At 39.0% G+C, this 26,938-nt stretch carries 22 protein-coding genes and 1 pseudogene; 10 read left to right on the top strand and 13 right to left on the bottom strand.

Going from position 1 to position 26,938, the window contains the following annotated elements; translation table 11 throughout:
* Positions 1 to 12 precede the first annotated feature (12 nt).
* Both R5R67_RS02710 and R5R67_RS02705 read right to left on the bottom strand, forming a co-directional pair.
* The gene (locus tag R5R67_RS02710) at positions 13 to 1,311 is read right to left on the bottom strand and encodes an ABC1 kinase family protein (RefSeq protein WP_000739367.1); all 1,299 of its coding nucleotides are present in this window, start codon (positions 1,309 to 1,311) and stop codon (positions 13 to 15) included.
* A 58-nt stretch (positions 1,312 to 1,369) separates the two neighbouring features.
* Positions 1,370 to 2,146, bottom strand: coding sequence for a HesA/MoeB/ThiF family protein (locus R5R67_RS02705; RefSeq protein WP_000137900.1), 777 nt, complete (start codon positions 2,144 to 2,146; stop codon positions 1,370 to 1,372).
* A gap of 169 nt (positions 2,147 to 2,315) precedes the next feature.
* On the opposite strand from R5R67_RS02705, the gene R5R67_RS02700 reads away from it, so the two are divergent.
* Entirely contained in the window at positions 2,316 to 2,894 is a 579-nt protein-coding gene (locus R5R67_RS02700) for a flavin reductase family protein (protein ID WP_000083684.1), read from the top strand.
* 44 nt (positions 2,895 to 2,938) lie between these two features.
* On the opposite strand, the gene R5R67_RS02695 is transcribed toward R5R67_RS02700, so the two are convergent.
* The 3 genes from R5R67_RS02695 to R5R67_RS02685 all read right to left on the bottom strand — a co-directional run bounded on the left by R5R67_RS02695 (position 2,939) and on the right by R5R67_RS02685 (position 6,728).
* Positions 2,939 to 4,582 carry an AMP-binding protein gene (locus R5R67_RS02695; RefSeq protein ID WP_000853295.1) on the bottom strand — a complete coding sequence of 548 codons (1,644 nt, stop codon included), beginning with the start codon at positions 4,580 to 4,582 and terminating at the stop codon, positions 2,939 to 2,941.
* A gap of 220 nt (positions 4,583 to 4,802) precedes the next feature.
* Positions 4,803 to 5,939, bottom strand: coding sequence for an acyl-CoA dehydrogenase family protein (locus R5R67_RS02690; protein WP_000602463.1), 1,137 nt, complete (start codon positions 5,937 to 5,939; stop codon positions 4,803 to 4,805).
* 18 nt (positions 5,940 to 5,957) lie between these two features.
* On the bottom strand, positions 5,958 to 6,728 hold the full coding sequence (locus R5R67_RS02685) for a 3-hydroxyacyl-CoA dehydrogenase (protein WP_000701528.1): 771 nt from the start codon (positions 6,726 to 6,728) through the stop codon (positions 5,958 to 5,960).
* A gap of 165 nt (positions 6,729 to 6,893) precedes the next feature.
* On the opposite strand from R5R67_RS02685, the gene R5R67_RS02680 reads away from it, so the two are divergent.
* From R5R67_RS02680 to R5R67_RS02670, 3 genes are all read left to right on the top strand, one after another.
* A complete protein-coding gene (locus tag R5R67_RS02680) occupies positions 6,894 to 7,922 on the top strand; it encodes an AraC family transcriptional regulator (RefSeq protein WP_000261454.1) in 1,029 nt (342 codons plus the stop codon).
* Positions 7,923 to 8,165: 243 nt separating this feature from the next.
* A complete protein-coding gene (locus tag R5R67_RS02675) occupies positions 8,166 to 9,140 on the top strand; it encodes an aliphatic sulfonate ABC transporter substrate-binding protein (RefSeq protein WP_000054099.1) in 975 nt (324 codons plus the stop codon).
* Positions 9,141 to 9,143: 3 nt separating this feature from the next.
* A complete protein-coding gene (locus R5R67_RS02670) occupies positions 9,144 to 9,983 on the top strand; it encodes an ABC transporter permease (protein WP_001285159.1) in 840 nt (279 codons plus the stop codon).
* A gap of 2 nt (positions 9,984 to 9,985) precedes the next feature.
* Here R5R67_RS02670 and prmC read toward each other — a convergent pair whose 3' ends face one another.
* The 3 genes and pseudogenes from prmC to R5R67_RS02655 all read right to left on the bottom strand — a co-directional run bounded on the left by prmC (position 9,986) and on the right by R5R67_RS02655 (position 12,919).
* A complete protein-coding gene (gene prmC / locus R5R67_RS02665) occupies positions 9,986 to 10,801 on the bottom strand; it encodes a peptide chain release factor N(5)-glutamine methyltransferase (protein ID WP_001017492.1) in 816 nt (271 codons plus the stop codon).
* Positions 10,801 to 11,889 (bottom strand): peptide chain release factor 1, encoded by a 1,089-nt coding sequence (gene prfA / locus R5R67_RS02660; protein ID WP_000648005.1) that lies wholly within the window; start codon positions 11,887 to 11,889, stop codon positions 10,801 to 10,803. Before prfA ends, prmC begins: the two co-directional genes overlap by 1 nt.
* Before the next feature lie 190 nt (positions 11,890 to 12,079).
* A pseudogene (locus R5R67_RS02655) lies at positions 12,080 to 12,919 on the bottom strand (type 1 glutamine amidotransferase domain-containing protein).
* Positions 12,920 to 13,038: 119 nt separating this feature from the next.
* Here R5R67_RS02655 and R5R67_RS02650 point away from each other — a divergent pair.
* The 5 genes from R5R67_RS02650 (at position 13,039) to R5R67_RS02630 (ending at position 17,148) form a co-directional block, all read left to right on the top strand.
* Positions 13,039 to 13,941, top strand: a complete 903-nt coding sequence (locus tag R5R67_RS02650; protein WP_000089861.1) for a LysR family transcriptional regulator — start codon at positions 13,039 to 13,041, stop codon at positions 13,939 to 13,941.
* Positions 13,942 to 14,138: 197 nt separating this feature from the next.
* Positions 14,139 to 14,561, top strand: a complete 423-nt coding sequence (locus R5R67_RS02645) for a glycine zipper domain-containing protein (protein ID WP_000772607.1) — start codon at positions 14,139 to 14,141, stop codon at positions 14,559 to 14,561.
* A 234-nt stretch (positions 14,562 to 14,795) separates the two neighbouring features.
* Positions 14,796 to 15,299: a hypothetical protein gene (locus R5R67_RS02640; RefSeq protein ID WP_000783724.1), complete on the top strand. Its 504-nt coding sequence runs from the start codon at positions 14,796 to 14,798 to the stop codon at positions 15,297 to 15,299.
* A gap of 134 nt (positions 15,300 to 15,433) precedes the next feature.
* The gene (locus tag R5R67_RS02635; RefSeq protein WP_001257195.1) at positions 15,434 to 16,438 is read left to right on the top strand and encodes an LLM class flavin-dependent oxidoreductase; all 1,005 of its coding nucleotides are present in this window, start codon (positions 15,434 to 15,436) and stop codon (positions 16,436 to 16,438) included.
* Positions 16,439 to 16,584: 146 nt separating this feature from the next.
* The gene (locus R5R67_RS02630; RefSeq protein ID WP_318754746.1) at positions 16,585 to 17,148 is read left to right on the top strand and encodes a flavoprotein; all 564 of its coding nucleotides are present in this window, start codon (positions 16,585 to 16,587) and stop codon (positions 17,146 to 17,148) included.
* 42 nt (positions 17,149 to 17,190) lie between these two features.
* On the opposite strand, the gene pgaD is transcribed toward R5R67_RS02630, so the two are convergent.
* The 5 genes from pgaD to R5R67_RS02605 form a co-directional block, all read right to left on the bottom strand.
* On the bottom strand, positions 17,191 to 17,655 hold the full coding sequence (gene pgaD / locus R5R67_RS02625; RefSeq protein ID WP_000786639.1) for a poly-beta-1,6-N-acetyl-D-glucosamine biosynthesis protein PgaD: 465 nt from the start codon (positions 17,653 to 17,655) through the stop codon (positions 17,191 to 17,193).
* Positions 17,652 to 18,899, bottom strand: a complete 1,248-nt coding sequence (gene pgaC, locus R5R67_RS02620; protein ID WP_000866237.1) for a poly-beta-1,6-N-acetyl-D-glucosamine synthase — start codon at positions 18,897 to 18,899, stop codon at positions 17,652 to 17,654. The genes pgaD and pgaC overlap by 4 nt, the downstream gene beginning before the upstream one ends.
* Positions 18,899 to 20,728: a poly-beta-1,6-N-acetyl-D-glucosamine N-deacetylase PgaB gene (gene pgaB / locus R5R67_RS02615; protein WP_001061325.1), complete on the bottom strand. Its 1,830-nt coding sequence runs from the start codon at positions 20,726 to 20,728 to the stop codon at positions 18,899 to 18,901. Before pgaB ends, pgaC begins: the two co-directional genes overlap by 1 nt.
* Complete coding sequence (gene pgaA / locus R5R67_RS02610; RefSeq protein ID WP_000913284.1) at positions 20,728 to 23,166, bottom strand: poly-beta-1,6 N-acetyl-D-glucosamine exporter porin PgaA; 2,439 nt, start codon at positions 23,164 to 23,166, stop codon at positions 20,728 to 20,730. Before pgaA ends, pgaB begins: the two co-directional genes overlap by 1 nt.
* A 385-nt stretch (positions 23,167 to 23,551) precedes the next feature.
* Positions 23,552 to 24,388, bottom strand: coding sequence for a pyruvate, water dikinase regulatory protein (locus tag R5R67_RS02605; protein ID WP_000004354.1), 837 nt, complete (start codon positions 24,386 to 24,388; stop codon positions 23,552 to 23,554).
* Positions 24,389 to 24,534: 146 nt separating this feature from the next.
* On the opposite strand from R5R67_RS02605, the gene ppsA reads away from it, so the two are divergent.
* Entirely contained in the window at positions 24,535 to 26,922 is a 2,388-nt protein-coding gene (ppsA, locus tag R5R67_RS02600; protein WP_000853480.1) for a phosphoenolpyruvate synthase, read from the top strand.
* The last annotated feature ends 16 nt before the right edge of the window (positions 26,923 to 26,938 follow it).

Genomic DNA, 26,938 nt, shown 5'->3' with positions numbered 1-26,938 from the left:
TTTAAACTGACCTTAGTGCTTTAACAACGAAGCAGGTTCCATATTTTGAACCATTTTCAAACGTTGGTCTGCATAAATATCAGTATAAGGTGCGAGTACGCGCATAAAACGATCGAAATAAAGCATTTGCTTAAATAATAAGGCAAAATCTCGAGGGAATTTAATACCATGACGCTCACCAACAGCCACCATATCCATCATGATGTCGTTTAAATCGGCTGGATTAGAAGCCAAAATCTGCTGTGGATCAGCCATTAACACACCATTAAATAAACGCTCTAGATCTTGTGCTAAAACCTGAACGTCAATTTTATTATGGGTCATACCCATTTTGAGCATGTTTTCAGCCATTGCCTGATAATCAGTTTTTTGTAAAGCATCCATAAATGCAATGCATGCTGTCCAAACTTCCGGCTTTAACTGCCCGACAATACCGAAATCAATAAAACCAACACGGCCATCTTCAAGCAGCATTAGATTTCCAGCATGTAAGTCCGCATGGAAGCTCTTACATAACATTAAGCTACCAAACCATGTGTTCATGGCAGTAATCAGTACTTGCGATGGATCTTTAGCATATTGTTTAACCACGCTAAAGTCTGTCAAAGGTACCCCATATAAACGCTGCATTGTCAAAACACGGCGCGTAGAAAACTGATGATAAACTTTAGGTGCAGTAGCAGCTTGATTTTGGGAAATATTTAAATATTCCACAAAGTCATCTAAATTTTGTGCTTCTTCAATGAAATCGACTTCACGCACCATACGGGTTTTAATTTCATCAACAATGTCAGAAAGAGCGGCAAATTTAATTTTAGGTACCGCACGTTCAAGTAATTTAGCAGCCCAATGCACCACATTTAGGTCAGTGTACAAAATGGTTTCAACACCCGGTTTTTGTACTTTAATAACGACATCTTCACCAGTAGTTAGTTTAGCCGCATGAACCTGAGCAATTGAGGCAGAAGCTAGTGGTGTTTCATCGATATAACTAAAAATCTGGCTTAAATCACGCCCTTCAAACTCAGACGCAAGTACACCTTGAATATAGCTAAAAGGTAAAGTTGGGGTCTGGTCTAAACAGCCTTGGAATTCTTCTACGTACTCACGTGGGAATAGCGATGGGGTACTCGCGATAAACTGACCAAGCTTAATATATGTTGAGCCAAGCGACTCAAAAGTCTCACGCATGAGTTTGGCATTACTTGGCTTATCAGTTGCATACTTAATACCGGCTTTAGCCGCAACTACTGCGGTTTCACCGATGCGGGCAACTGAGCGCAATCCATCAAATAAAATATTTTTTTTCATATTTCTTTAAAACCAGAATATTCAAATCAAGTGTAGCAAATTTTGGTTTATTTGCTGATTAGCTTGCCTGACAAAGTGGACAATTTATGTCTTTATCAAAACTAACAATGCGTTGCGTCATATTTAACCCATCCCAAAGTAACAGTTTTTGTTTTAGCGGCGTTCTGTTTAGTCCTAAATACAATAAAGTGTGATGTGCTTGTAATGACGCGATCATTACAGGTGTGGTCGCAAGCACACCAGATTCCGCACATCGCAGCCCTTCATTGGCATGTTGTTCTTTTGGGAACAAACATTCATAACAAGCTGAATCACCTTCAACCATAAACATCTGCGCCTGAAAACCAATTGCAGAAGCGCTAATTAATGCGACCTGATGCTTTTTACAAGCTGCATTCACTAAATAACGCGTTGTAAAGTTATCACAGCCATCTAAAACGACGTCTTGATGTTCAACTAGTTTATCAATGTTATGTTCGTCTAAACGTTCGTTAAAGTATTCAACACAGATATAAGGGTTAATTTTCTGTAACCGTTTAGCTAAAACTTCAGCTTTATAACGTCCAATATCTTCATGACCAAATGCGATTTGACGTTGTAAATTACTTATCTCAATGGTATCTGCATCAATGAGGGTAATTTTCCCAACTCCTGCTCGTGCAAGTAGTTCCGCGCTACTACAGCCTATTCCGCCAGCACCGACAATTAATACATTGGCGAGTTTAAGTTTTTCCTGAGCTTCAATATCCCATCCATCAAGTAAAATCTGACGGCTATAGAGATGCATTTCTTCATCACTTAACTCTACAAAATCGATATCTTGGAGCTCGGTCACACGTTAATCCTTTCACTTAGAAGCCAAGTGATTTTATGACTAAGTTCGTCATTAGGAAAGCTATAAAATGGAAACAACTTTTTTATTCAGTTAATCCCCTATTACATTACTTCTCACATGCTTTCTGCAACAATAGAGCTATCCCTTTTCTGTATTACTTAGGCTAAATATGTCCCAATCATATATTGCACCAGTAGAGTTAGAAAAAGCTTATCGTTTGTTAAATCATGGTCCAACTGTACTAGTCTCTGCTCAGCATGGTGATGACCGTAACGTGATGGCTGCCGCATGGGCATGTGCCTTAGAGTTTAAACCTGCCAAAGTGACCGTCGTTTTAGATAAAAGTACTAAAACCCGACAGCTGGTTGAGCAAAGTGGTTATTTCACACTACAAGTTCCTTGCTATGCACAGCTCAATATGACCAAGCAACTTGGTACCATTAGCAAATTAGATGACCCACAAAAACTTGAACACTGCGGGGTTGAGCTGTTTTATCAAAAAGATCTGACCAGTCCGCTTGTATCAGGTTGTATCGCATGGCTGGTATGTAAACTTATTCCTGAACCACATAATCAGTCAGCTCATGACCTATTTATTGGTTCTGTTGTAGGTGCATGGGCAGATAGCCGCGTTTTTAGAGATGGGCACTGGCATTTTCAACATGCACCAAAAGAACTTCGTAGCCTGCACTATATTGCTGGTGGAACATTTTATTTAATTGGTGAGGAAGTGAAAGCCGATCTTTAATATAAAGAATAAAGGGAAATTCTAAATATTTCCCTTTGTTCAAATTAGCTTGCGTAGGCTTGCTGCATTTTTGCAATTTCTTGCTGCTTCAACAGTCCTCTTTGAATTTTTCCGCTCGTGGTTTTCGGTAGACTGTCCACAAACTCAATTTCTTTTGGATAAGCATGACGAGATAAACGGTTACGAACATATTGCTGTAACTTATCTTTTAATGTTTCACACGCTTGGTAAGCAGGCTTAAGTACCACAAAAGCTTTTACTATTTCGGTTCGTTCCGGATCTGGCTTACCAATTACTGCTGACTCTAATACCGCCTCACACTCTAATAAAGTACTTTCAACATCGAATGGTCCAACTCTATAGCCCGATGTTGTAATGACATCGTCAGCACGCCCCACAAAATCAATGCTCCCATGTTCATTTAAAGTGACCGTGTCACCTGTTAAATAATACTTACCAACAAACGATTTTCGATTATTGCCACCATAACCTTTAAACCACATTAATGGCGATTGCTCCGCGTCCATCGCCAAAATACCAACACCACCAGTTGGCAATTCTTGATAATTTTGGTCTAACACCGCAAAACGATGTCCAGGAATTGCGAAACCAGCTGAACCTACTTTTAATGGATGCTCAAGAGCATGATGATTTGCAATCACCATCCCTAGCTCAGTTTGGCCATATTGATCAAAAATATTGACCTCTAAATCTTGTTTAAACCAGTTCACAACCTCAGGAGTTAATGGCTCACCTGCACTGCTGACTACGCGTAAATGTTGTTTAATTGAAGGGTCAAATTTTTCCTTAAAACCAAAGAACATTCGAAATGCTGTTGGTGATCCTGTTAAATTACTTACTTTATACTTTTTAATTAACTCAATTGCCTGATCTACATTAAATGAACGCTCATCCATAATAATGCCATGACCCAAGCTTAAAGGCCCGGTAATGCCATAATACAAACCATATGCCCAGCCCGGATCTGCCAGATTCCAGAACATATCCTCTTCACGCAAATCAACGGCATGGGTCATATAACCTTTAAATGCCAAAATTGCTTTTAGTGGAACAGGTACAGACTTCGCAAGTCCAGTTGTACCAGAGGTAAACATCATTAAAAAGTCATCATCAAAGCTACGATTTACTGGCTCACATTGCTCAGAATATCGTTGTAAAGATTGCCAAAAATCAAAGTCATGCTCAGATAAAAGACCTGTTTGATGAACAGTTACAATAACCGGAACATTCAAGGTATTCAGTTTAGGGCGCTGTTCATCATTAGTCACAATCAATTTAGTTTGAGCAGTCGTAATTCGGTGATCAATCGATTTTGCTTCAAAGGCAGTAAATAAAGGCTGATAAATAGCGCCTATACGCCACGTTGCCAAAATTGTAATTAATAACTCAGGCGTTCTTGGTAGAAGTCCTGCAATACAATCTCCAGCTTGAATTCCTTGTGCTTTAAAGAAGTTAGCAAGTTTTCCAGAAAGTTCAGCAAGTTGTTCGAACGTATAGTGCTCTGCCTGCCCGTTTTTTCCTTCCCAGATAAGCGCTGTTATATTTTTTCCTACATAACGCTCACAGCACTCAACATAAGCATTTATTGCTTGGGGATGCCCAACAAGTTGCTCTTCGATGAGCCTTGTAAGATCAAATTGCTGATAAGCTTCTGCCAAAGTTTTCATGATGCTCACCTTCATTCCGTTTGATGATTGATTTTGTGTAAGGCCACAAAATCTGTCCTGACTGTTATTGTTTTAGCTAAAGCTCGAAGAATATTTCTTCAACTTTTCCATCTATTTCAAACAAAACTAATAGCAAAAATGCATCATTTCAATTGCAAGAAACCGCACATGGTGTGCGGCTTCTTGCAGTTTTAAGTTTAAAAACTCAATACCTTATGATCTAAACTTGAGCCACTTCACGAGCAATCACCAAGCGCTGAATATCAGAAGCACCTTCATAAATCTGGCTTACACGAACATCCCGATAAATTCTCTCAACAGGGAAATCACTGACGTATCCATAACCGCCATGAATCTGGATTGCATCCGAACATACTCGCTCAGCCATAGTTGATGCAAAGAGTTTCGCCATTGAGGCCTCTTTTAAACAAGGTAGTCCCGCATCTTTTAAAGTTGCAGCATGCAAAACTAGCTGATGTGCCGCTTCAATCTGAGTTGCCATATCAGCTAAGCGAAAACCAACCGCCTGATGCTGAACCAGCTCTACACCAAAGGCCTTACGTTCATTTGCGTATTGCACGGCTGCATCAAAAGCCGCTCTTGCCATACCGACAGATTGAGCCGCAATACCAATACGTCCAGCTGCTAAATTAGATAGCGCAATTTTATAACCTTCACCTTCTTGTCCCACCAAATTTTCTAAAGGAATTCGGCAGTCTTCAAGCGTAATGGTTGCGGTGTCCGAAGCATGTTGACCCATTTTGTCTTCAATACGAGTCACCAAGTAACCTGGTGTATTGGTCGGTACAAGAAAGCACGAAATGCCTTTTTTGCCAGCCTGTTTATCTGTAACCGCAAATACCAAAGCCACTTGAGCATTTTTACCACTGGTAATAAATTGCTTTACGCCATTGAGTACCCAATGGTCGCCATCTCGCTCAGCTTTGCATAAAATCGCGCTCGCATCGGAACCGACATGTGGCTCAGTTAAACAAAAGCATCCTAGCCATTCACCAGAAGCAAATTTTGGCAAATAGGTTTGTTTTTGCTGCTCTGAACCGTATGCCAGTGTAATACCGCAAATCAAAGAGTTTTGTACGCTTACGATTGTCGAAATAGCACCATCGCCTGCGGCAATTTCCTCAATTGCGAGTACCAAAGATACATAATCCATTCCGGCACCGCCCCATTCATCGGGCACAGTCATCCCCATAGCGCCTAGGGCGCCTAAGTCTTTTAATTCCTGAGCCGGAAATTCATGGGTCTTATCGCGATGTGCAGCAGTTGGTTTTAACTGATTTTGCGCATAGTTACGCATCATCTCCTGAACCATACTTTGTTCAGCATTTAGAATCATTTCAACATCCTTATTTTATTATTTTGCTGCCATGCGAATTGCACCATCTAAACGGATGACTTCACCATTTAAGTAAGAGTTTTCAGCAATATGGGCAACCAAACGAGCAAACTCTTCTGGTTTTCCTAAACGAGATGGGTACGGCACCATTTGCCCCAAAGCATCTTGTACATTTTGTGGCATACCCTTAAGCATTGGAGTTTCCATAATTCCCGGTGCAATGGTCATAATACGAATGGCATGTCGTGCTAGCTCACGAGCAATCGGCAAAGTCATCGCCACAATAGCGCCTTTTGATGCAGAATAAGCTGCCTGTCCAATTTGACCGTCAAATGCTGCAACAGAAGCAGTGTTCACAATGATGCCACGGTCCTCTTCACCTTCTTCAACCGTGTTTTTGCTCATTGCATCTGCTGCAAAACGCAACATGTTAAATGTACCTGTGACATTAATATTTAAAGTCTTTGCAAATAACCCCAAGTCATGAACGCCCTCACGGCCAACTACTTTTGCAGAAGGGCCAATACCGGCACAATTAACCAAACCATGCAAATGACCATGTTTAACCAACACATCTTTAAAGAACTGCTCAGCAGCTGCTTCATCGGTTACATCAAGTTTTACAAAGTCAGCTTTTGGCCCTAACTGTTTCGCCTGCTGCTCACCTGCTTCTATATTCATGTCTACTAATGTGACTGAGGCACCCTGCTTTACCAAATACTCAGCAGTTGCAGCCCCTAAACCAGAGCCACCACCTGTAATCACAAAATGTTTTCCTTGAATTTTCATTATGTAACGTCCTATAGAAATGTTCTTTAACCTTAGTAGTGAGAGTAAAAGTTGTTTTTTTCCGATACAATTTCAAAAAACCTCAAAATGCTTGCAGCTTTTGATCAATCCAAATTTTGAATATGAAATATTTCACGTGAAATACCTAAAAAATGAGTCTTTGACATGGTTGTCCAATCTTCTTTAAGTAAAGGAACAATTTCGATTGCACTGGTACATGAAGCATTAAGTGCGGCTTATGCCAAAGGGCTCAATACTCAAATTATTTTGAATAAAGCTGGCATTCCTGCTGAATTACTTATGACACCTAAAGCGCGTGTTCCGGTAGCAACGTATGCACAATTATGGATAGAACTTGCCAATGCCATGGATGACGAGTTTTTTGGCATGGATAGTCACCCTATGCGCCGTGGTAGTTATAAATTACTTACAAAACTCGTCAGTACGGCTGAAACTTTAGAAAAAGCGCTCTACGATATTTTGAAGTTTTTTAATTTTGTGCTTGACGATATACGAGGAGAACTCATTCGAGAACAAGAAAAAGCTTATTTGGTGATTCATGATCAAGAACAACCCAAACGTATGTTTACCTACGCAACCTTTTTAATGTTGGTACATGGGCTTATGTGTTGGTTAGTCGATCAAAGAATTGGCTTAAACCGTATTGCGGTACGTTGTCCAAAACCGAACGATATTCAAGATTATTTGGTACGCTTTTGTGAAGATATAGACTTTAATGCCGAGATAAATCAGATTGAATTTGATGCGCACTATTTAGATATAAAAATTAAAAAAGATAAAAAAGCGCTTTACGATTTTTTAGAGCAAACTCCACAAAATCTTTTAGTTCGCTTTAAAAATGAAAATGCATTAAGTGTTGTTATTCGGCGTCATTTATTGAAACTTCACCCAGCCGAATGGCCTGAACTCAAAGATGTCGCACAGCAGCTCAATATTTCAGAAGCTACCGTTCAACGCCGACTTAAACATGAAGGAGTGAGTTATCAACAAATCAAAAATGAAATTCGCTGTGATATTGCAATTGAACGTTTAAGCAAAAGCAATGATTCAATACAAGACATTAGTGAAGACTTAAATTTCCATGACCCGAGTGCATTTCACCGTGCTTTTAAAAAATGGACAGGTGTTAGCCCCGGCGCTTATCGAGATAACTTAACTACATTCAAGCAATAACATATACATCGAATGAAGTTTAAGGCATTAGGGCTTAAGCTTATGATATTTATGTCTTTTAAATTCAATATTTCAGATAAATGCATTATTTAAAAAACTAATAATTACTATAAAAACAGAGATTTACAATTTTATCCAAACTTTTATCTTTCAAACTGATTTACAAATCAAAATAACTAAGTTTGTAAGCCTCTAAACACATGAAAGGATGATCTATTATTTCATTTCGGTTTTATTTTTATCATGTCTTTAAAATCAAAATTTTCTCTACCAAAGACTTTGTTGGCATCAACATTGGGGTTTGTATTTGCTTCATCTACTTTTGCCGCAATTCCGACTACACTTAAACTTGATTACGCCTACTACGCACCAACCAGTCTAGTGGTAAAAGATCAAAAACTTCTCGAAAAAGCACTTCCAAATACTCAAATTAAATGGGTTTTCAGTCAAGGCAGTAACCGCTCATTAGAATATCTCAACAGTAATAGCATCGATTTTGCTTCTACCGCTGGATTGGCTGCTGTATTAAGTCGAGCGAATGGTAGTCCAATTAAAACTGTTTATGTACAAAGCCAACCGGAATGGACCGCCCTTGTTGTCGCAAAAAATTCACCTATTAAAAGTCTAAAAGACTTAAAAGGTAAGAAAATCGCAGCCACCAAAGGAACAGACCCTTTCTTATTTACTCTACAAGCACTCGACACGGTAGGCTTGAATAAACGAGATGTACAACTGGTCCATTTACAACATCCAGATGGCAAAACGGCGTTAGAACGTGGTCAAGTCGATGCTTGGGCTGGGCTTGATCCATTAATGGCTTCAGCTCAAATTCAATCGGGTGCCAAATTACTTTATCGTAATGTAGCATTTAATAGTTATAGCGTACTTAGCGTGAAAGAAGACTTTGCAAAGCAAAGCCCAGAAGCTGTTGAAGCCGTTATTAAAGCCTATGAACAAGCCCGAAAATGGGCAAAAGCCAATCCAGATAAAGTAGCAGCACTTTTAGCTCAAGAATCAAAACTCCCTCTACCTGTGGCTAAACTACAACTGAGCCGAACCAACTTTGATCAAAGCATTCCAACGGCAACTCAAGCACAAGCGCTAAAACGTTCTGGAAAAATTTTGACTGAAGAAGACTTGGTTAGAAAAGGTACGAACGTCAATCAAGTGGTTGATCAGTTATTAGATCCACGTTTTGCTCAAAAAGTCGTGAAATAGTATATGAGTGATTCACTTAACAAAGCTGAGCTAAATCACTTCTTAGCTCAGCAGGCTTTAAAATCGCAGAAAAAGCATCTAAACAACAAATTTACACGTTGGTTTAAAGCGCTACTCATTCCACTCATCTTTTTAGCGGCTTGCGAGTTTTTAGCCAGAAATGGCTATATCGATGCTTATCTATTGCCTGCACCTTCTAGTTTATGGCAATCTTTTTTAGATTTAGCTCATAGCGATCTATTTGCCCACATTTATATTAGTACATGGCGTGTTCTGTTGGGCTTTATTATAGGAAGCGGTTTAGGTTTAGTTTTTGCAATTTGGGTTGGATTAAGTAAAGAAGCAGAAGCTTATTTAGAACCGACCTTTTCAGCAATTAAATCAATTCCAAGTCTTGCGTGGATCCCTCTGCTATTACTTTGGTTAGGAATTGATGAGGGTTCTAAAATTACATTGATTGCAATCGGAGCATTTTTTCCAACCTACACCAATACAGTTGCAGCAATTCATAATGTAGATAGAAAGCTCATTGAAGTTGGAAAAGTTTATCGGCTTAATGCTTTTCAGCGGATTATATCTATTATTTTACCCGCAGCCTCTCCAGGCATTTTAACGGGTTTACGCAACAGCTTAAGCTTATCTTGGATGTTTATGATTGCAGCTGAACTGATTGCAGCTACTCAAGGGATTGGCTATTTACTCAGTGATGGCCGAGAAACCTCTCGACCAGATATTGTTATCATTGCAATTATTTTATTAGCCCTACTGGGTAAAGTAACCGATACCTTAATGAAATTTATCGAAAATTGGTTATTACGTTGGCGGGATACACTACAAAAGTAATTTTAAATCCAGCATGCCAAAGTAACTCGATCATTTTGGCCATAGTCTTGAATGGTTTTAATCTCACTAAAACCATGCTCAGCAAATATATTTCGAACAGCTTGCCCCTGATCATAACCATGCTCTAGTGCAATCCACCCTTGTGGTTTTAACCAGTTTTTCCCTTGAGCAATAATAATTTCAATATCAGCCAGTCCCTGATGATCTGCAACCAATGCACGGCGTGGTTCTGTTGCCAAAGCTTGCATGTGTTCATCTTCAGGATCGATATACGGCGGATTAGAAACAATTAAATCAAATTGTTGGGGTTCCAGTGCTTCAAACCAAGCGCCACAAGCAAATTTCACATGATGCAAGCCGTGTGTTTGTGCATTTTCTTTTGCAACATCTAAAGTAGGTGCGTAAATATCAGTTGCTGTGACGAACCAATCTGGACGTTCACTTGCCAATGCAAGCGCAATTGCACCTGTTCCCGTTCCCAAATCCACGATATTTGCATTCTTTGGCAAATTTAGATTTAAAACAGTTTCGACCAAAACTTCAGTATCCGGACGAGGTACTAAAGTATCAGATGTTACTTTTAAATCGAGCGTCCAAAATGGCTGCGAACCTGTCACGTAAGCTAAAGGTTCACCATTTTGGATACGTTCAAGACCAGCCAAGTAGTCTTGTTCTTGTTGGGCTGTTAACTCTTGCTCAAGTCTGAACTTTAATTCGAGTGAATTGATTTTTAGAAAATGCTCAAGCAGCCAAGCATTTTCCTGTCGTTCATAACTGTCAGGCTCACCACGAATTGCAAGCGCTTGAGCAATATTCATTAGCCGCCATTTTCCTGTGCAAGCATCGCAAGCTGATCTGCCTGATATTCACGATGTAAACTATCGAGCAATTCCGTTAAATCACCTTCCATAATGGCATCTAACTTATATAAAGTTAGGTTAATACGGTGATCCGTCATACGTCCTTGCGGATAGTTATAAGTACGGATACGTTCAGAACGGTCACCAGAACCAACTAAATCACGGCGCATTTCAGAAGTTGCTGCATCGGCTGCTGCACGTTTAGCATTTTCTAAACGTGATACTAACAATGCCATCGCCTTAGCTTTATTTTTATGCTGTGAACGTTCTTCTTGGCACTCAACGACTGTACCGGTTGGAATGTGAGTAATACGGACTGCCGAATCGGTTTTGTTAATATGCTGACCACCCGCACCTGACGCACGGTAAGTATCAATACGCAAATCTGCCGGGTTAATTTCAACATTAGTATCAACGTCAATTTCAGGCAAGATTGCTACTGTACAAGCTGACGTATGCACACGACCTTGTGATTCAGTTGCTGGAACACGTTGCACACGATGCGCGCCACTTTCGAACTTTAAGCGGCCATACACACCATCACCATCTACACGGCAAATGACTTCTTTAAAACCACCATGCTCGCCTTCATTTTCAGAAAGGACTTCAATACGCCAACCTTGCGATTCGGCATATTTGCTATACATACGGAATAAATCGCCTGAGAAAATTGCAGCTTCATCACCGCCCGTCCCGGCACGAATTTCTAAATATGCAGCATTAGAGTCATTTGGATCTTTTGGAATCATCAAAATATTAAGCTGGCTTTCTAATTCTTCAAGCAATGCTTTATTTGCTTGAATTTCTTCTTCTGCCATATCTTTAAAGTCAGGGTCCGACTTCATCATTTCAGCAGTTTCAATATCTTCTTCTGCTTGACGGTATTTGCCCCAAACTTCGGTAATTTCAGTTAAATCACTATGTTCACGAGACAGTTTACGGAAACGTTTGTTATCGGAAATCACTTCTGCATCTGCAAGCAATGCAGTAAGTTCTTCATGACGATCACAGAGTTGATCAAGACGTAAACGGAGTGACGCTTTCATAAGAGGAAATATCTCAAAAGTCCAAAAAACTTATCTAGATAAATATAAGAAGATAAGCCAAATCATAAAAATAGCGCATAGTTTACAGTTTATGCCGATTAAATAACATATGTAATCCTTTAAAACGTTAACTTTCCAAATCCATATAATAAAAGAGACTTTATTTATAAAGTCTCTTTAACCTTTATAGTTATTTTAATTTTTCTAATAAAGTTTTACCGACAAGAACAGCCGAAGCTGGATTTTGTCCAGTAATAAGTTCACGATCCACCACTACATTTGGCGACCAAGCTTTCGTATTGCTTTGATATTTTGCTCCAAGTGACTCTAATGCAGTTTGTGGATAGAACTTCATCTAACCACCTTTTAATAAGCTCTTCGCTTGCTCTTCTTCTTGATTGCTAATTACTGTCATCTGATAATTTTTATAAATCCATTCGCCAGTTTTTACTGGTTTGCCTTGTTCGAGTTGACCAACTACTTCCGAGGCATTTGGTAAAGTAGACATTAATGCAATAGGACCATGACAGACCAACGCAGTAGGTTTACCAGCTTTATGGAAAGCTGTAAGTACTTTTCCAAGTTGTTTATCTTTTAATAGATCTTGCATAGGTGCATGCCCACCTGGAATATAAATAGCATCAAACTGCCCCACACCAATTTGTTCAATACGAGATAGGCTCACAACTGGAGAATCTTGAGCAGATGTTAATTTTAGATCATGCAATAAATTTGCATATTGCTTTAATGCTTTTTCATCTTGGTTAAAATACATTGCATTATTTGATGACTCATCTAACGTTGGAGCTTTCCCCTTTGGAGTGGCAAATGTTACGGTATGCCCTGCATCTAAAAGCATTTTTGTAGGCTGCATCAACTCATTTAAGTAAAAACCTGTTTTAAAAACCTGCTTATTCTTTAGCTCTAACTGTCCTTCATCAGACAACACAACTAACACATGAGCAGCATTTGCACTTAATGCTGCTGAAGCTGTAACTATTGCAAGCATTATTTTATTTAGAGATTTCATCATTCGACCTTCATTCCAACCATTTGCTGGATTTATATTTTGGATGGATATATTCTATTTTTGCCAATGAGGTAGATAAACAACCACCTTTGCAAATATTTTTTGCGTTTGAGGACTAAATGTCACGTCAATTTGACCATCTTGCCGATATTGAAGTGTTTTTAATTGTGGCTGAGAAGCTTTCTATTAGTGCAGCTGCAATTGATTTATCTACAACGCCTTCAGTCATTAGTAGAACAATTACAAGACTCGAGAAAAAATTAGGTATCCAGTTTTTTAGAAGAACTACTCGCCATTTAAGTCTGACCGAAGCAGGTCAGCTTTACTATGAAAAAATGCAACATGCTTTTCAGTTAATTGACCATGCTGAACGCGTGGTTCAAGGTGAACAGCTACAAATTTCTGGAAAAATTAAATTAAGTGTACCTACGACTTATGGGCACTATCGTCTCCCCCCCTTATTAGAAAAATTTCTTTTGAAATATCCGGACATTCAAATTGAAATTAGTATTTCTAATCGAAACGTTGACTTAATTGCTGAGGGTTTTGATTTAGCCATCCGTCAAGGACAACTTCCTAACAGCACCCTTATTGCTAGACCTTTAGAGCAAGCACCTTTAAAACTTGTTGCCTCGCCTGCTTATTTGAAGCGCATGGGTATTCCAAAAAATTTGGAAGAATTAAAACATCATCAATGTATTGCCTTTGAATTGCCCAGTAGCGGCAAAATAACCCCATGGTTTTTAAAAAATGATAATGAGGAAATTCAATGGATACCAACAAATCGAATTTTAGTAAAAGAAGATATTGTGGGTGTGGTAACTCTTGCTGAAAGCGGGCTAGGTATATGTCAAAGTTACGACTTTATTGTTAATGAAAAAATTCAACAAGGAAAACTACAACCTATACTTAATACATATGCAGGTCATACACGTCCTTTTTCTTTGTTATATGCGCAGCATAAACACATGTCCTCTGCTACCCGAGCTTTAATTGATTTCTTATGTTCAAATGATGACTAGCTAAACTGAATATTTGTAAATGGTATTTAATTTTTCTAGGTGAATAGTAAATATTCTATTTTAATAGAAAGCATACAAAGAAGACACTAAACTCCAATAATCGAGTGAAGGTTCTCCACATTTAAAGAGAAGTGTTTTGTTACATTTGCCGTAACGAAAGATATTAAGGTCCTGTAACTTGGGACACGGAGTAAATGATGAAATTAAATGCTTTATTATGTAGTGCTGTTTTAGCTACTTCTATGGTAACTGTAGCACATGCTGACAACACAACTCATGTAGCAGCAGCTTCTGCTTTAGGTAGTGTTGCTGGTACTGCAATTGGTAAAAGCATGGGTGGTACATCTGGTGCAACAATTGGTGCTGCTTTAGGTGGTGCTGGTGGTGCAGCAGTTGCAAGTGACCGTCGTCACCGTACAGAATCTGCAATTGGCGGTGGTTTAGGTGGCGGTGCAGGTTATACTGTTGGTAAAAGCATGGGTGGTACAAACGGTGGTTACATCGGTGCTGCTTTAGGTGCAGCAGGTGGTTCTGCTTTAGGTAATAAAATTTCTAAAGACCGTGATGCAGATCGTTCTTCTAAATATTGGAAGAAAAAACACCGTCATCATCGTCACTAATTACCGTGATGAAATCGGCTTAAAAACACCTTCGGGTGTTTTTTTATAACTAAAAATTTTGGTTTCCAAGATAGTTGCTCATAGTTTATCCATATATTAATAGAAACAATACAAAGCAGACACAAAACTATCGTATCCGCATGTGCCTTCTTCATAATTTTCTCGAAATTTTTAATTACATTTAGCTCAAGACATAAAGATTGCTCGTTATTGAAAAGAGCATGGAGTTCCACAATGAAAATGAATGTTTGGTTAGCAAGTGCATTAATCGCAACAACATCTATGGTTACAGTTGCTCATGCAGATAATGGTACCCGTGTAGCGGCAACTTCTGCTCTAGGTAGTGTAGTAGGAACAGCAATCGGTAAAAGTATCGGCGGTACATCAGGTGCAACAATTGGTGCAGCTTTAGGTGGTGCTGGTGGTGCTGCTGCAGCAAGCGACCGTCGTAACCGTACAGAAGCGGCTATTGGTGGTGCTTTAGGCGGTGGCGCAGGTTACACCGTTGGTAAAAACATGGGCGGTACAAATGGCGGATATATCGGTGCAGCAGTTGGTGCCGCTGGTGGTTCTGCTCTAGGTCGTAAAGTTGCCCAAGATCGTAACTATGATGACCGTTATGACCGTCGTTATGATCGTGATGACCGTAGATATTATGATGGTGATCGCCGCTATTACAGAGGTGGTAACTACCGTCATGACAACGGTTTACACCGTGGTTGGTACAAACATCGTTAATTTATATATCAATCTAAAAAGGCACCCTAGTGGTGCTTTTTTATTTTAGGAAGAAAGCCATATCGAAAAAAAACGATATACATTAGCTTCTTTATATCGTATTATTTCGATATAACGTTTTCCGAGAATATCGCATGCGATCACTTCAAGATACTAAATTTTCAATTTTGGAGCTTGCCCCTATACGTGATGATAAAACTATTGAGTTTTCATTACGTCATGCACTAGAGCTTGCCCAACATGCAGAAAAGTTAGGTTATGACCGTTTTTGGCTTGCAGAACATCATAATATGGATGGAATTGCGAGTTCGGCAACAGCTGTTTTACTTGGTTTTATCGCGGCTCATACCCACCGCATTCGTTTAGGTTCAGGCGGGATCATGCTGCCAAACCATGCTCCGTTAGTGGTTGCAGAACAATTCGGTACATTAGCTACTTTATATCCAGACCGTATTGAGTTAGGTTTAGGCCGCGCTCCAGGTACAGATCAGGTCACTATGCGTGCCTTACGCCGCGGACATCAGGAAACAGAAGATCAGTTCCCGAGAGATGTTGTAGAAATCTTGCAATATTTCAAAGCACCTCAAGTGGGCCAAAAGATTATTGCGACACCTGGACAAAATACTCATGTACCTGTCTGGTTATTAGGTTCAAGCTTATTTAGTGCCCAGTTGGCTGCAAAACTTGGCTTACCCTACTCATTTGCATCACATTTTGCACCACGTATGCTTGGTCAAGCCATTGAACTTTATCGTGAGAATTTCGAACCTTCTGAATATCTAGATAAACCTTACGTTTCAATGGGTGTTCCAGTTGTCGTTGCTAATACAGATGAAGAAGCACAGTTCTTGGCAACAAGTGCTTATCAACGTGTATTAGGATTAATTCGTGGGGAAAGCCTCAAACTTAAGCCACCAGTTACATCTATGCAGGGATTATGGAACACGGCAGAACAACTGTCTGTTGAAAACTTCTATACGATGGCACAAATCGGTTCAGTTGAAACAGTACGTTCAGGTCTGCAAAAACTTCTGGACACTTATGAAGTCGATGAGTTTATTTTTACTTGTGATGTATACGACACAGCTAAACGCTTAGATAGTTTCACCCAATTAATGCAAGTAAAATCAGGCAATTAATATATACGCAACATCTCATGTTTGAATCTATATCAAGCATGAGATAACCACCTATCTGAAAATACTTTACCCAGACTCCTTGCTTGGTTATTTATATTAAAACGATAAAAATCATCATAAATGAAAAACAAAAGGACTTTTGGAAAATGAGTATTGACCTTAAAAATAATGTCGCTAAATCAGCTATTTTTCAAAATACAGTTGAGGATTTTGAAGCCTTCACTGGTCAAATTCTGTCATCAAATCAACTTAAAGAATTTGATTTTTCTCATTTAAATGTAGCCATTATTGGAACGGATCAGGAGACCGTAACGCATTTAGAAAAAATCTGCCAACAGGCAAAATTTGTAACGGTATTTCAAATTACGCCTCACTTTATTTTACCTCACAGTCAAATCGGTATACATCGATTAATTACCCATCCACTTATTGCCAAGAACCGGAGGTTATTTAACAATCGTGTTAAAAGCATCTTAGCTCTACGTTTTCTTGAAACCCAAGTAAATGAAACATGGCTTAAACGACTTTTGACGCCCAATACCGCACGCTCAAATAAAACATATTTTAAATCGGATAGCTACTATACTGCACTGCAAAGAGCAAATTGCAAACTACAAACTTGGCCGATTGTAAAAGTTACCGATACAGCCATTTATAGTATGGATGGCACTCAACGACCTGTTGATATCATTATTAGAACCACACCTTAAAAATAAAAAAGCATGGTTGATAGACCATGCTTTTTTTCTCACTCATTTCAAATCATATCGAGTTAAATACCCCTGCTCATCATAATGTAAGATGATGCGCTGGGACTTTTGTAATTCTGATAATGATTCGGTACTGACCATAAATTGTGAGGCCAGCAACTCAACAGAGCTATTCGGAGCTTTGCTGCGGCGATCATCTCCATGAAATCTAAGCCAGTTATAACTTGCCCATAAAATTAAAATTAGCGCGCTCAGACCTATTAGCAGAAGTAAGTGCAATAAAGTTTTCACTTCTGAAACATGATCGACCCACACATAGTCATAAATGAGGTGCCCTTCAAAAATCCATAAAAATAATGAAACGAGTGGAAAAAGCAGCCACATTAAACAAAACCAACCTATTGTTTGTAACGTATAGTTTGCAGTTTTATTTTTCACATATTCAGGCTGATCAATATATTCAGGTATATCTAAAACTTCTACGTCGATATTTGCATCATTTTTCATGAGTGATCTCCACGGAAGCCTCGATCAGGGCTTACCCAACGAGCACGTTTTTTGGTGTTAAATATAGTTTTGGGTACTGCAACAACACTGGTAAATAACGTCAGTAACCAGAAAAATAATGGATACCAAATTACCCAAAAATAATTTCTAAAAAGCCGACCACGATCATAACGATGGTCTATCCATAAACTTACTAGAAATTGAACAAGACATGTTCCACCTAATATCACGCCATACCACTGCGGCATGAGTGAATTAATTTGAAATTGTTGCGGTAAATCCACAAACAATCCCACAAAAAATAGAATAAAAATCATAATCATCACATATGACCAAATAATGCTGACTAAAGCTTCGAGCATTACCGGCCACATACGGCGCAAGCGGAGTTTGAACATTTTCGGAATATATTCTAATAATACCTCTACCCCACCTTGTGCCCAGCGTAAACGCTGTTTCCAAAGGCCTTTAAAGGTTTCCGGCATATAGATATAACAAAGTGCTTGAGGAATATATTGAATGTCCCAATGGTCCATTTGGAGCTTCCAAGAGATATCAATATCTTCCGTAATTTTGTCATCAGACCAAAAGCCCACGCGAACCAAAGCGGTCTTTCTAAATGCTGCAATTACACCTGATACTGTAAAAATACGGCCATATGTTCTTTGTGCGCGCTTAATCAAGCCAATAATTGAAGAGAACTCGCCGACTTGCAATTTACCTAAAATACTTGAGCGATTTAAAATTCTAGGATTACCGGTTACAGCACCAATTCTTGGAAAATTTAAAAAAGGCTGCATAAGCCAAAGTACTGCATGAGGATGTAATAAAGCGTCTCCGTCAATACACACTAGATATTCGTATTTACTTACTAACACTCCCGATCTTAAAGCCACTGCCTTACCTTGGTTTTCTGCCAGGTGCACAACTCTTAATCGGGCGTCTTGAGCTGCCAGTTCATCAAGAATTTCTGCAGTGCTGTCACTACTTCCGTCATTTACAGCAATGACTTCAAAATTCGGATATTTTGTCTGTAAGGCATAACGAATCGTTTGTCGGACCTGAGCTTCTTCATTAAAGCAAGGAATAATAATACTGCACCCTTCACTTGATGGCTCAGGCAGTTGCTGCTCATGATATTCCCTTTTAAAGAAAAACCAGAGACCTCCTACCATCCATGTCCAAGCCATCAACAACGGATATAAAAAGGCAAAAGCAAATAAAATATCGAGTAATACTTTCATTACTTTTTCCCCTCAGTCGCGAGACCTGCAAAGGGCTGATACATGACCGAACTCGAATTCAAGCTAATCGGGTTATATAAATATTCATGAACATTTTTTGAGTTTTCATTGGTATAGCCATCAATACCAAATTTCTGAATACCTATGCGCTGAATATTGAAAAGACCTTGTTTCACTTCTTGCCAGACATTTTGCTGATTATTTTCGGGTAATGATAAAGTCAGCATAATGCGCTGTTTATATTTCGTATCAAGCGTATTTAAAAGTGCTAATACGTGATTAAACTGTTTTTGCTTACCCACTATATTGAACTTAAGATTTACTAAATCATGTTGGGATAACAGGTTTTTTAAAAGCGTTGGTAAATTTTCGATATGTTCAAAATCAGGTGTAAGCAATAAACTAAACTGAGCCTGATTACTCATGTTTAAATAAGGCTTCACAGCCTTTTGAGTAAGCTGGCTCACATATGTAAGCTGTTTTAATTGGTCAGCACAGGTATTTTCTTTTATTGTTGTGCTTTGCATAGCACAATTTAAAGTGGTTCCAGCATTAAGTTGAATACCACTTAAATTACTATTGAAACGTGCGATATCCTTCGCTAAATCTGCCACCAAGAACGGTTTATTTTTTTGAGGATATACAGGCAACTCTAAAATAACCGACTGTCCGGCACGAGTTTGTGCCTGCCATAAAGTTCGGTTCAAAATATCTTGCTGGACGCTTAGTTGAGTTGTTGGGAAATAAGCAATGTCATACTGCCCATCGCCATCTTGATCATCTAAAGGTTTCAATATCAATGTGTTATTTTTTAAGCTATAAAGCTTGGATAACAATAACCCTAGTTTCTCATCTGACTGAGTATTAGTTGAAGCAGTTAATTGTTTTAAGTCCATACTCACAAAGTGGCGAGGTTGCTTAAATAAATCTAATTCTTCAAAGTTGAGAATATTGATCATACCCTCTGTTAACTGCTCAGCTGTAGGATTATTAGTGACTAAACTACGTTTAAAAGTCGAGTCACTCACTCTATTCATTCCATCACGTCCTAAACTGAAAGAAAAAATAAAGCCGGCTTCTTGAGACAATTTTTCTAATTGCTCATTCACAGCACCATAAGGCCAAATAATTGCCTTAGGTTCAACACCCACTTCTTTCTTTAAAACGGCGTATGATTTTTTTAAGTCCTGCAAAATACGTTGTTGATATTCCACATCCGTTTCATAACGCTTTTGTGATTTTAAATACGCGTAAGAAGTCGCAGCAGGCTGTTCATTCCCTTGGGGATTAGCCAATACTCCATGATGCAAATCATCACTATGACTTGCAAACTCGGCTAAGCCCGAAGCTTGCATTTCTCGCACTTGCTTCCAATCGACTAGGTTTCCTTGCCCATAAGCTTCATAACCAGCTTGTGTATTCCCATTTAGCCAACTGGTCGGAAGTGCAAATACTGCCGGAATCTGATATTGCTTAAGTAATGGAAATACACGGCTATAACTACTTAAAGCGCCATCATCGAAAGTTAACAAAATAGAATTATGAGGTAATTCCTTACCTTGTTTACGCGCCTCTTCAATATCTTTTAAGCGAATGGGCTTCCAGTCAGATTGACTTAACCAGTCAAAGAACTGTGCTAAATTTTTCGTTTGGATTGCATAAATATCCCGATCCCCTTCTTTTAAGACATCATCCCTGACATCATGAAAAGTTAAAGAAACCGTATGATTTTTTGGTAAATCTATTTCTATCTGGGCATATGCAAATTGCAGAGGCAACAATGTTGAGACCAAGGTACAGCCCAACATTTTCGACAATAAATTATTCATTAAAAACGCCCTTCAAATCCAAAAATACCGTAGGTATGTTGTTCATCATGTCCATCGTAAGGATGGTATTGCCAACCAATTCCATAATTGAGCTGCCATGTCCGGGATAGCTGCCATTGATGCTGATATTGCAAAGAGTAAGTGGGTTTAACAGAGTAATCGGCCTGTTTATAAAGGCCTACACCCGCTTCAAAATGCTGCTTAAATGAACGCTCATATTCACGCCAAGTCACCCAGTCATGACTTAAGTTCAACTCACCGCTGTAATGTGAACTTGGACTAAAATAAGCTGTTTGATCTTGGCTGTTAGTACCGTAGAAACCTCGAACAGTGCCATACGTAATATGATGAGGCGCGTCGAATAGTCTTTCACGCCAAAATGTTGAAAATTCTTGTTGTTTGTTACCATCACTAATATCAGTTAAACCGTAACTCGCGCCAATCTGGCGAGATTCATCTTTTTGCCATGTGACAGCAGCTCGGTAAGATTGACCATCTTCCCCTTCATCAAGGGCTTGTAAAGGAATGTCAGCCTGACTGTTATATTGCAATTGATACTGCCAGTGGTCGTTTAGCCATTGGGACCAATCAAGACGGACTCCTGCTTGTCCACCATCCGTACTTTGCGACACAATTGCCGACAACGCCTTACGGTTCGCCTGCCATTCTGCTCCGACCCCATAACGCTGGTCATGCACATCGCCAAAACGGTACTCACCATAACGATCTTGATGCCAAGCGAATAAACGATAATTATCATTAATCCAAGGGCTATTAAGACGCGTTTCCATTTCACGGTCTTTTAAACCATTCTGCCCACTTACAGTATCGCGACCGTCGGCCTTACTTTGCCCCCAAGTGGTTGAGTGTGAAATAGTGACTCTATTACGATCTTCTAATTCTTTTCGACTTTTAATGACCCCACTATCATCAGGGTAATATTGCACTAAGTTTTGAGTCGTTTTTCGCCATGTCGGAATATCACCTAAAGCTTGAGCATTTTGCATTTCATTAATGCGGGTGTCTTTAGCAATCGGATCTATACCATTTAACCGGGAAATTGTTTTTTTTGCCTCTAGCGGTTTTTCTCTCCAACGTTCTACACGCGCAAGATTATTAATCAGGCTCTCATTCGCAGGCGCCTGCTCTACTTTTTTTTGAAAATGCTTTTCAGCTTGATCCAGATGATTAGCGTAGGCTAAATGCATTCCTTGTAAAGCAATATAATCATCACGATCAGGATGGCTGATTTTATCTACCCCCTTAGCCTGACTATATTTATAAGTTGGAATAAGCCGATCAACCTCAGCGAGAAGTTGTTCAGCTTCCTTATATTTTTCTTGTTCAATATAAGAATAATACAGTCCCGTATAAACGGTCATATCCGGATAATTCTTTTCGGTTAAAAGCGTTTTATAAGCAAACTCGGCCTGTTTCGGTTTTTGCTCCGCCAAATAACTATCCGCAATTGCATGACGTACATATGCCGGTAATTTTTCGAGTGGAATATTCAACTGGGTGAAACTCTCTATAACCGCTTTTGAACGCCCTCTAAAATCTAATCCATATAAATAATCGTAATAAAACCGTAAGTAATTAGGATCGGAAGGATTCATTTGCTGATGCATTTTTTGTCCTTGCTCCAGCACTTTATCTAATTCAGCAAAGCTTTCAGCATCGGATAGACCTTCGCGATTTAAATATTTATATCGAGCAATTGCATTGTTGATATGTTGAGAAAACTCACTAACTTGTAAAGTCTTTAACATTTGCACTGTTTGTTCAGTTTTTTCGCTCGCTTGCAGTAATTGCTGCGCCTTTTTATATGAGCCAATAGCAATTAGATCGTAAACATATTCTTGTAAAACGGATGAGGATTTTGGTTGTTGTTGATAAGCATGCTCAACTGTAGCTAAAGCATCTACTGGTAAATTTATTAAACGATAAGCATATGCAACCCGTACCAACTGATCAGCAGTTAAACCTTTAATATCGATCTTCGACAACTGATCTTTAGCATTCGCCACATCTTGAGCTTCAGCATACAAAACCGATAATAAAATACGCCCATCAACTGACTTTTGAATATTGAACTTTTTTGACCAGTCAATTGCAGTTTTAAAATGCTTAAAATCACGGAAATTTTGAATTAAAGGTAACTTTGTATATTCTGGAAAGTCTGCATAATTAATATTTACCAAAAACCGTGAAAAATTTGTAAGATCCCTTTTTTCACTTGACATAATAAACAGATAATCAGCAAGCAGCTTTTGATCATGCGGGTATTTATTTAGCAATTGATCTAGTTGAGATACAGCTTGTTGAGTTTGTCCTGCTCTATAATTTTGAATAGCTTGCTCACGCAATACATCAACCTGAGCAGCGTATAAATGAATTGGCAAGAGATAGACCAATGAAAAAACACATTTCTTTAGCATTTTGAGAATCGAATAGTCCCATATCGAGATGGGAAAGTATAGTTAAAAATGTGACATACATCACAATAATCGAATAACTAGCAACTTTAATCACAAATGATAAATATGGAGAAAAAAAGTATTTGTTTTTTTAAAAGCCACCTAAAAACAAACATTTATAAAAATATAGATTATTCTTTTATATACATTTCTTTTCAAAATTATTATTTTTGAATATATTTAATTTGCACAAAACACACTTAACATTAACCAATCAAAAACATTTTTATATAAATGGTTTTATATTTAAAACTTTTATTTTTAATTTGTTTTATATTTAAAACCATTCAATTTAATCATATTAATAAAGTTTAAATTGAATGGCTAAAATAAATAATTGACTTAATTAACCAATACGGCGTTTTAAACCTGTCATTTGTAAAATACGAGTAGAAATTTCTTCAATCGACATTTCAGTAACGTTTAAGTATTTAATTCCCTCAGAAATATAAATACCTTCAATAGCTCGCAACTCCATCTGACACTGGCTAAAACTTGCGTATCGGCTATTCGCTTTACGTTCACTTCGAATCGCAACCAAGCGCTCGGCATCAATCATCAAACCAAATAATTTACTGCGGTGCTCTCTTAAGACTGCCGGTAAACGATTATCGTCTAAATCTTCTTCGGTTAAAGGATAGTTAGCAACACGGATACCGAATTGCAAAGATAGATAAATAGAAGTCGGTGTTTTACCGGAACGAGACACGCCAATTAAAATTAAATCAGCTTTGTCATAATGGCGGGTACGTGCTCCATCATCATTATCAAGTGCAAAATGGACAGCATCAATCCGGGCCTTGTAATACTCCGAATCGGTCACGGCATGGGTCTGTCCGACTAAAGTTGTAGGCGGGGTTCCAAGCTCCTGTTCCAGCTTACTAATTAACCCTTCAAACACATCCAGATTAACCGCTTTAGCCGTATTAATAATTTCTCGCACATGCGGATCGACCAAAGTATCAAATACTAATGGTAGGCAACCATCTCTGGTCTGACACTTGTTAATCTCGACCACCACTGCCATTGCGGCCTCTTCAGTGGTGATATAAGGCATGATGTGAATATCAAAATCTACGTTAGGAAATTGGGCTAATAACGAATGTCCAAGGGTCTCGGCAGTAATCGCAGTTCCATCAGAAATAAAAAAAACACTCCGCTTAAATTGTTTACTTTCTGACATTAAAATTCTCCTTAAACATTTGTCTTAGTGCTATATAATCTTTATAGTAAACTGATCTTACATGACTGTCGCTTAGTAAAATTCTCAACTAAGCACTTTATTTTTTAATTTCATGCCAAGATAGACATTAATACTGCAAAAGTGGAGTGAAAACTTTGGAAGCGCGCGTAATCGGTCTAGAAAAATTAGGGAAACACGATGTCGAACTCGTAGGTGGGAAAAACTCATCTTTGGGTGAAATGATCAGCCATTTATCAAATGCTGGTGTATCGGTACCTGGTGGTTTTGCAACAACTGCTGATGCCTATCGTGAGTTCTTAGACCAAAGCGGTCTTAACGCTCGAATTCAAGCAGAACTTGCAGAGCTTAACGTTGACGATGTAAATGCCTTAGCAGAAACTGGCGCTAAAATTCGTCAATGGATTGTAGAGACTCCACTTACACCTGGCTTAGAACAAGAAATTCGTGAAGCATTTGCTGCACTTTCAAATGGTAACCCAGATATTGCTGTTGCTGTTCGTTCGTCTGCTACTGCAGAAGACTTACCGGATGCATCTTTCGCCGGTCAGCAAGAAACTTTCTTGAATATTCGCGGTATTGATAACGTATTAATTGCTGTAAAAGAAGTATTTGCATCATTATTTAATGACCGTGCTATTGCATATCGCGTTCACCAAGGTTTTGAACACAGTCTAGTTGCGCTTTCTGCTGGTGTTCAACGTATGGTTCGCTCTGAAACTGGCGCTGCAGGCGTAATGTTTACCCTTGATACTGAGTCTGGCTTCCGTGATGTTGTATTTATTACTGCATCTTACGGTTTAGGTGAAATGGTTGTACAAGGTGCCGTTAACCCGGATGAATTCTATCTTTCTAAACCATTATTAAATGCAGGTAAACACGCGGTATTACGCCGTAACCTTGGTTCTAAGCACCAGAAAATGATTTATGGTGAAGAAGGTTCAGCGGGTAAATCTGTTGTAGTTGTAGACGTTGAAAAACAAGAACGTCAACAATTCGCGTTAAATGATCACGAGTTACAAGAGTTAGCGAAACAAGCGCTTATTATCGAAAAGCACTATGGCGCTCCAATGGATATCGAGTGGGCAAAAGATGGTGACGATGGTCAAATCTATATTGTTCAAGCTCGTCCTGAAACTGTAAAGAGCCGTCAAAATGTCGGCACAATGGAACGCTACCTACTCAAGCAAAAAGGTACTGTACTTTGTGAAGGCCGTTCAATCGGTCAACGTATTGGTTCTGGTAAAGTCCGTATTGTTAACTCAATTAAAGAAATGGACAAAGTACAAGACGGTGACGTACTTGTATCAGACATGACTGACCCAGATTGGGAACCAGTAATGAAACGTGCTGCTGCCATCATTACTAACCGTGGTGGCCGTACTTGTCACGCTGCAATTATTGCCCGTGAACTTGGCGTACCAGCAATCGTAGGTTGTGGTAACGCAACTGAAGTATTGACTGATGGTCAAGAAGTTACTGTTTCTTGTGCTGAAGGCGACACTGGTTTCATCTACGAAGGCGCGTTAGATTTTGAAGTTCAACGTAACTCTATCGAATCTATGCCTAAACTTTCATTCAAAATCATGATGAACGTAGGTAACCCTGACCGTGCCTTTGACTTTGCTCAAATTCCAAACGAAGGTATTGGACTTGCTCGTCTAGAGTTCATTATTAACCGTATGATCGGTGTTCACCCTAAAGCTCTTCTGAACATTGAAAGTTTGCCTCGCGAAACTCGTGCAGCGGTAATGACCCGTACAGCTGGTTATGCATCACCTGTAGAATTCTATGTTGAAAAACTAGTTGAAGGTATTGCTACACTTGCAGCAGCATTTGCTGATAAACCAGTTATTGTTCGTATGTCTGACTTTAAGTCAAATGAATATGCGAATCTTATTGGCGGTAAGTTATACGAGCCAGAAGAAGAAAACCCAATGCTTGGCTTCCGTGGCGCAAGCCGTTATGTTTCGGACAATTTCCGTGACTGTTTCGAACTTGAATGCCGCGCACTTAAAAAAGTTCGTGATGAAATGGGTTTAACTAACATCCAAATCATGATCCCATTCGTACGTACAGTGTCTGAAGCGAAACGCGTTATTGAGTTATTAGCTCAAAATGGCTTGAAGCGTGGTGAGAATGGCTTAAAAGTCATCATGATGTGTGAATTACCAACTAATGCATTGTTAGCTGAACAATTCCTTGAACACTTCGATGGCTTCTCTATCGGTTCTAACGACTTAACTCAGTTAACACTTGGTCTTGACCGTGACTCTGGTATTGTTTCTCACTTGTTCGATGAGCGTGATGCTGCTGTAAAAGCTCTCCTTTCTATGGCAATTCATGCTTGTCGTAAAGCGGGTAAATATGTCGGTATCTGTGGTCAAGGACCATCAGACCACCCAGACCTTGCAAAATGGTTAATGGAGCAAGGCATTGAATCAGTATCTCTTAACCCTGACTCGGTTTTAGACACATGGTTCTTCCTTGCTGAAGAAAAAATCAAGCAAATCTAATTTGTTATAAAAAAAG

Origin of the sequence: Acinetobacter sp. OYA S30, assembly GCF_033599315.1 — a bacterium.
Lineage (GTDB): Bacteria > Pseudomonadota > Gammaproteobacteria > Pseudomonadales > Moraxellaceae > Acinetobacter > Acinetobacter baumannii.
This window is presented reverse-complemented; position numbering and strand designations above follow the sequence as displayed.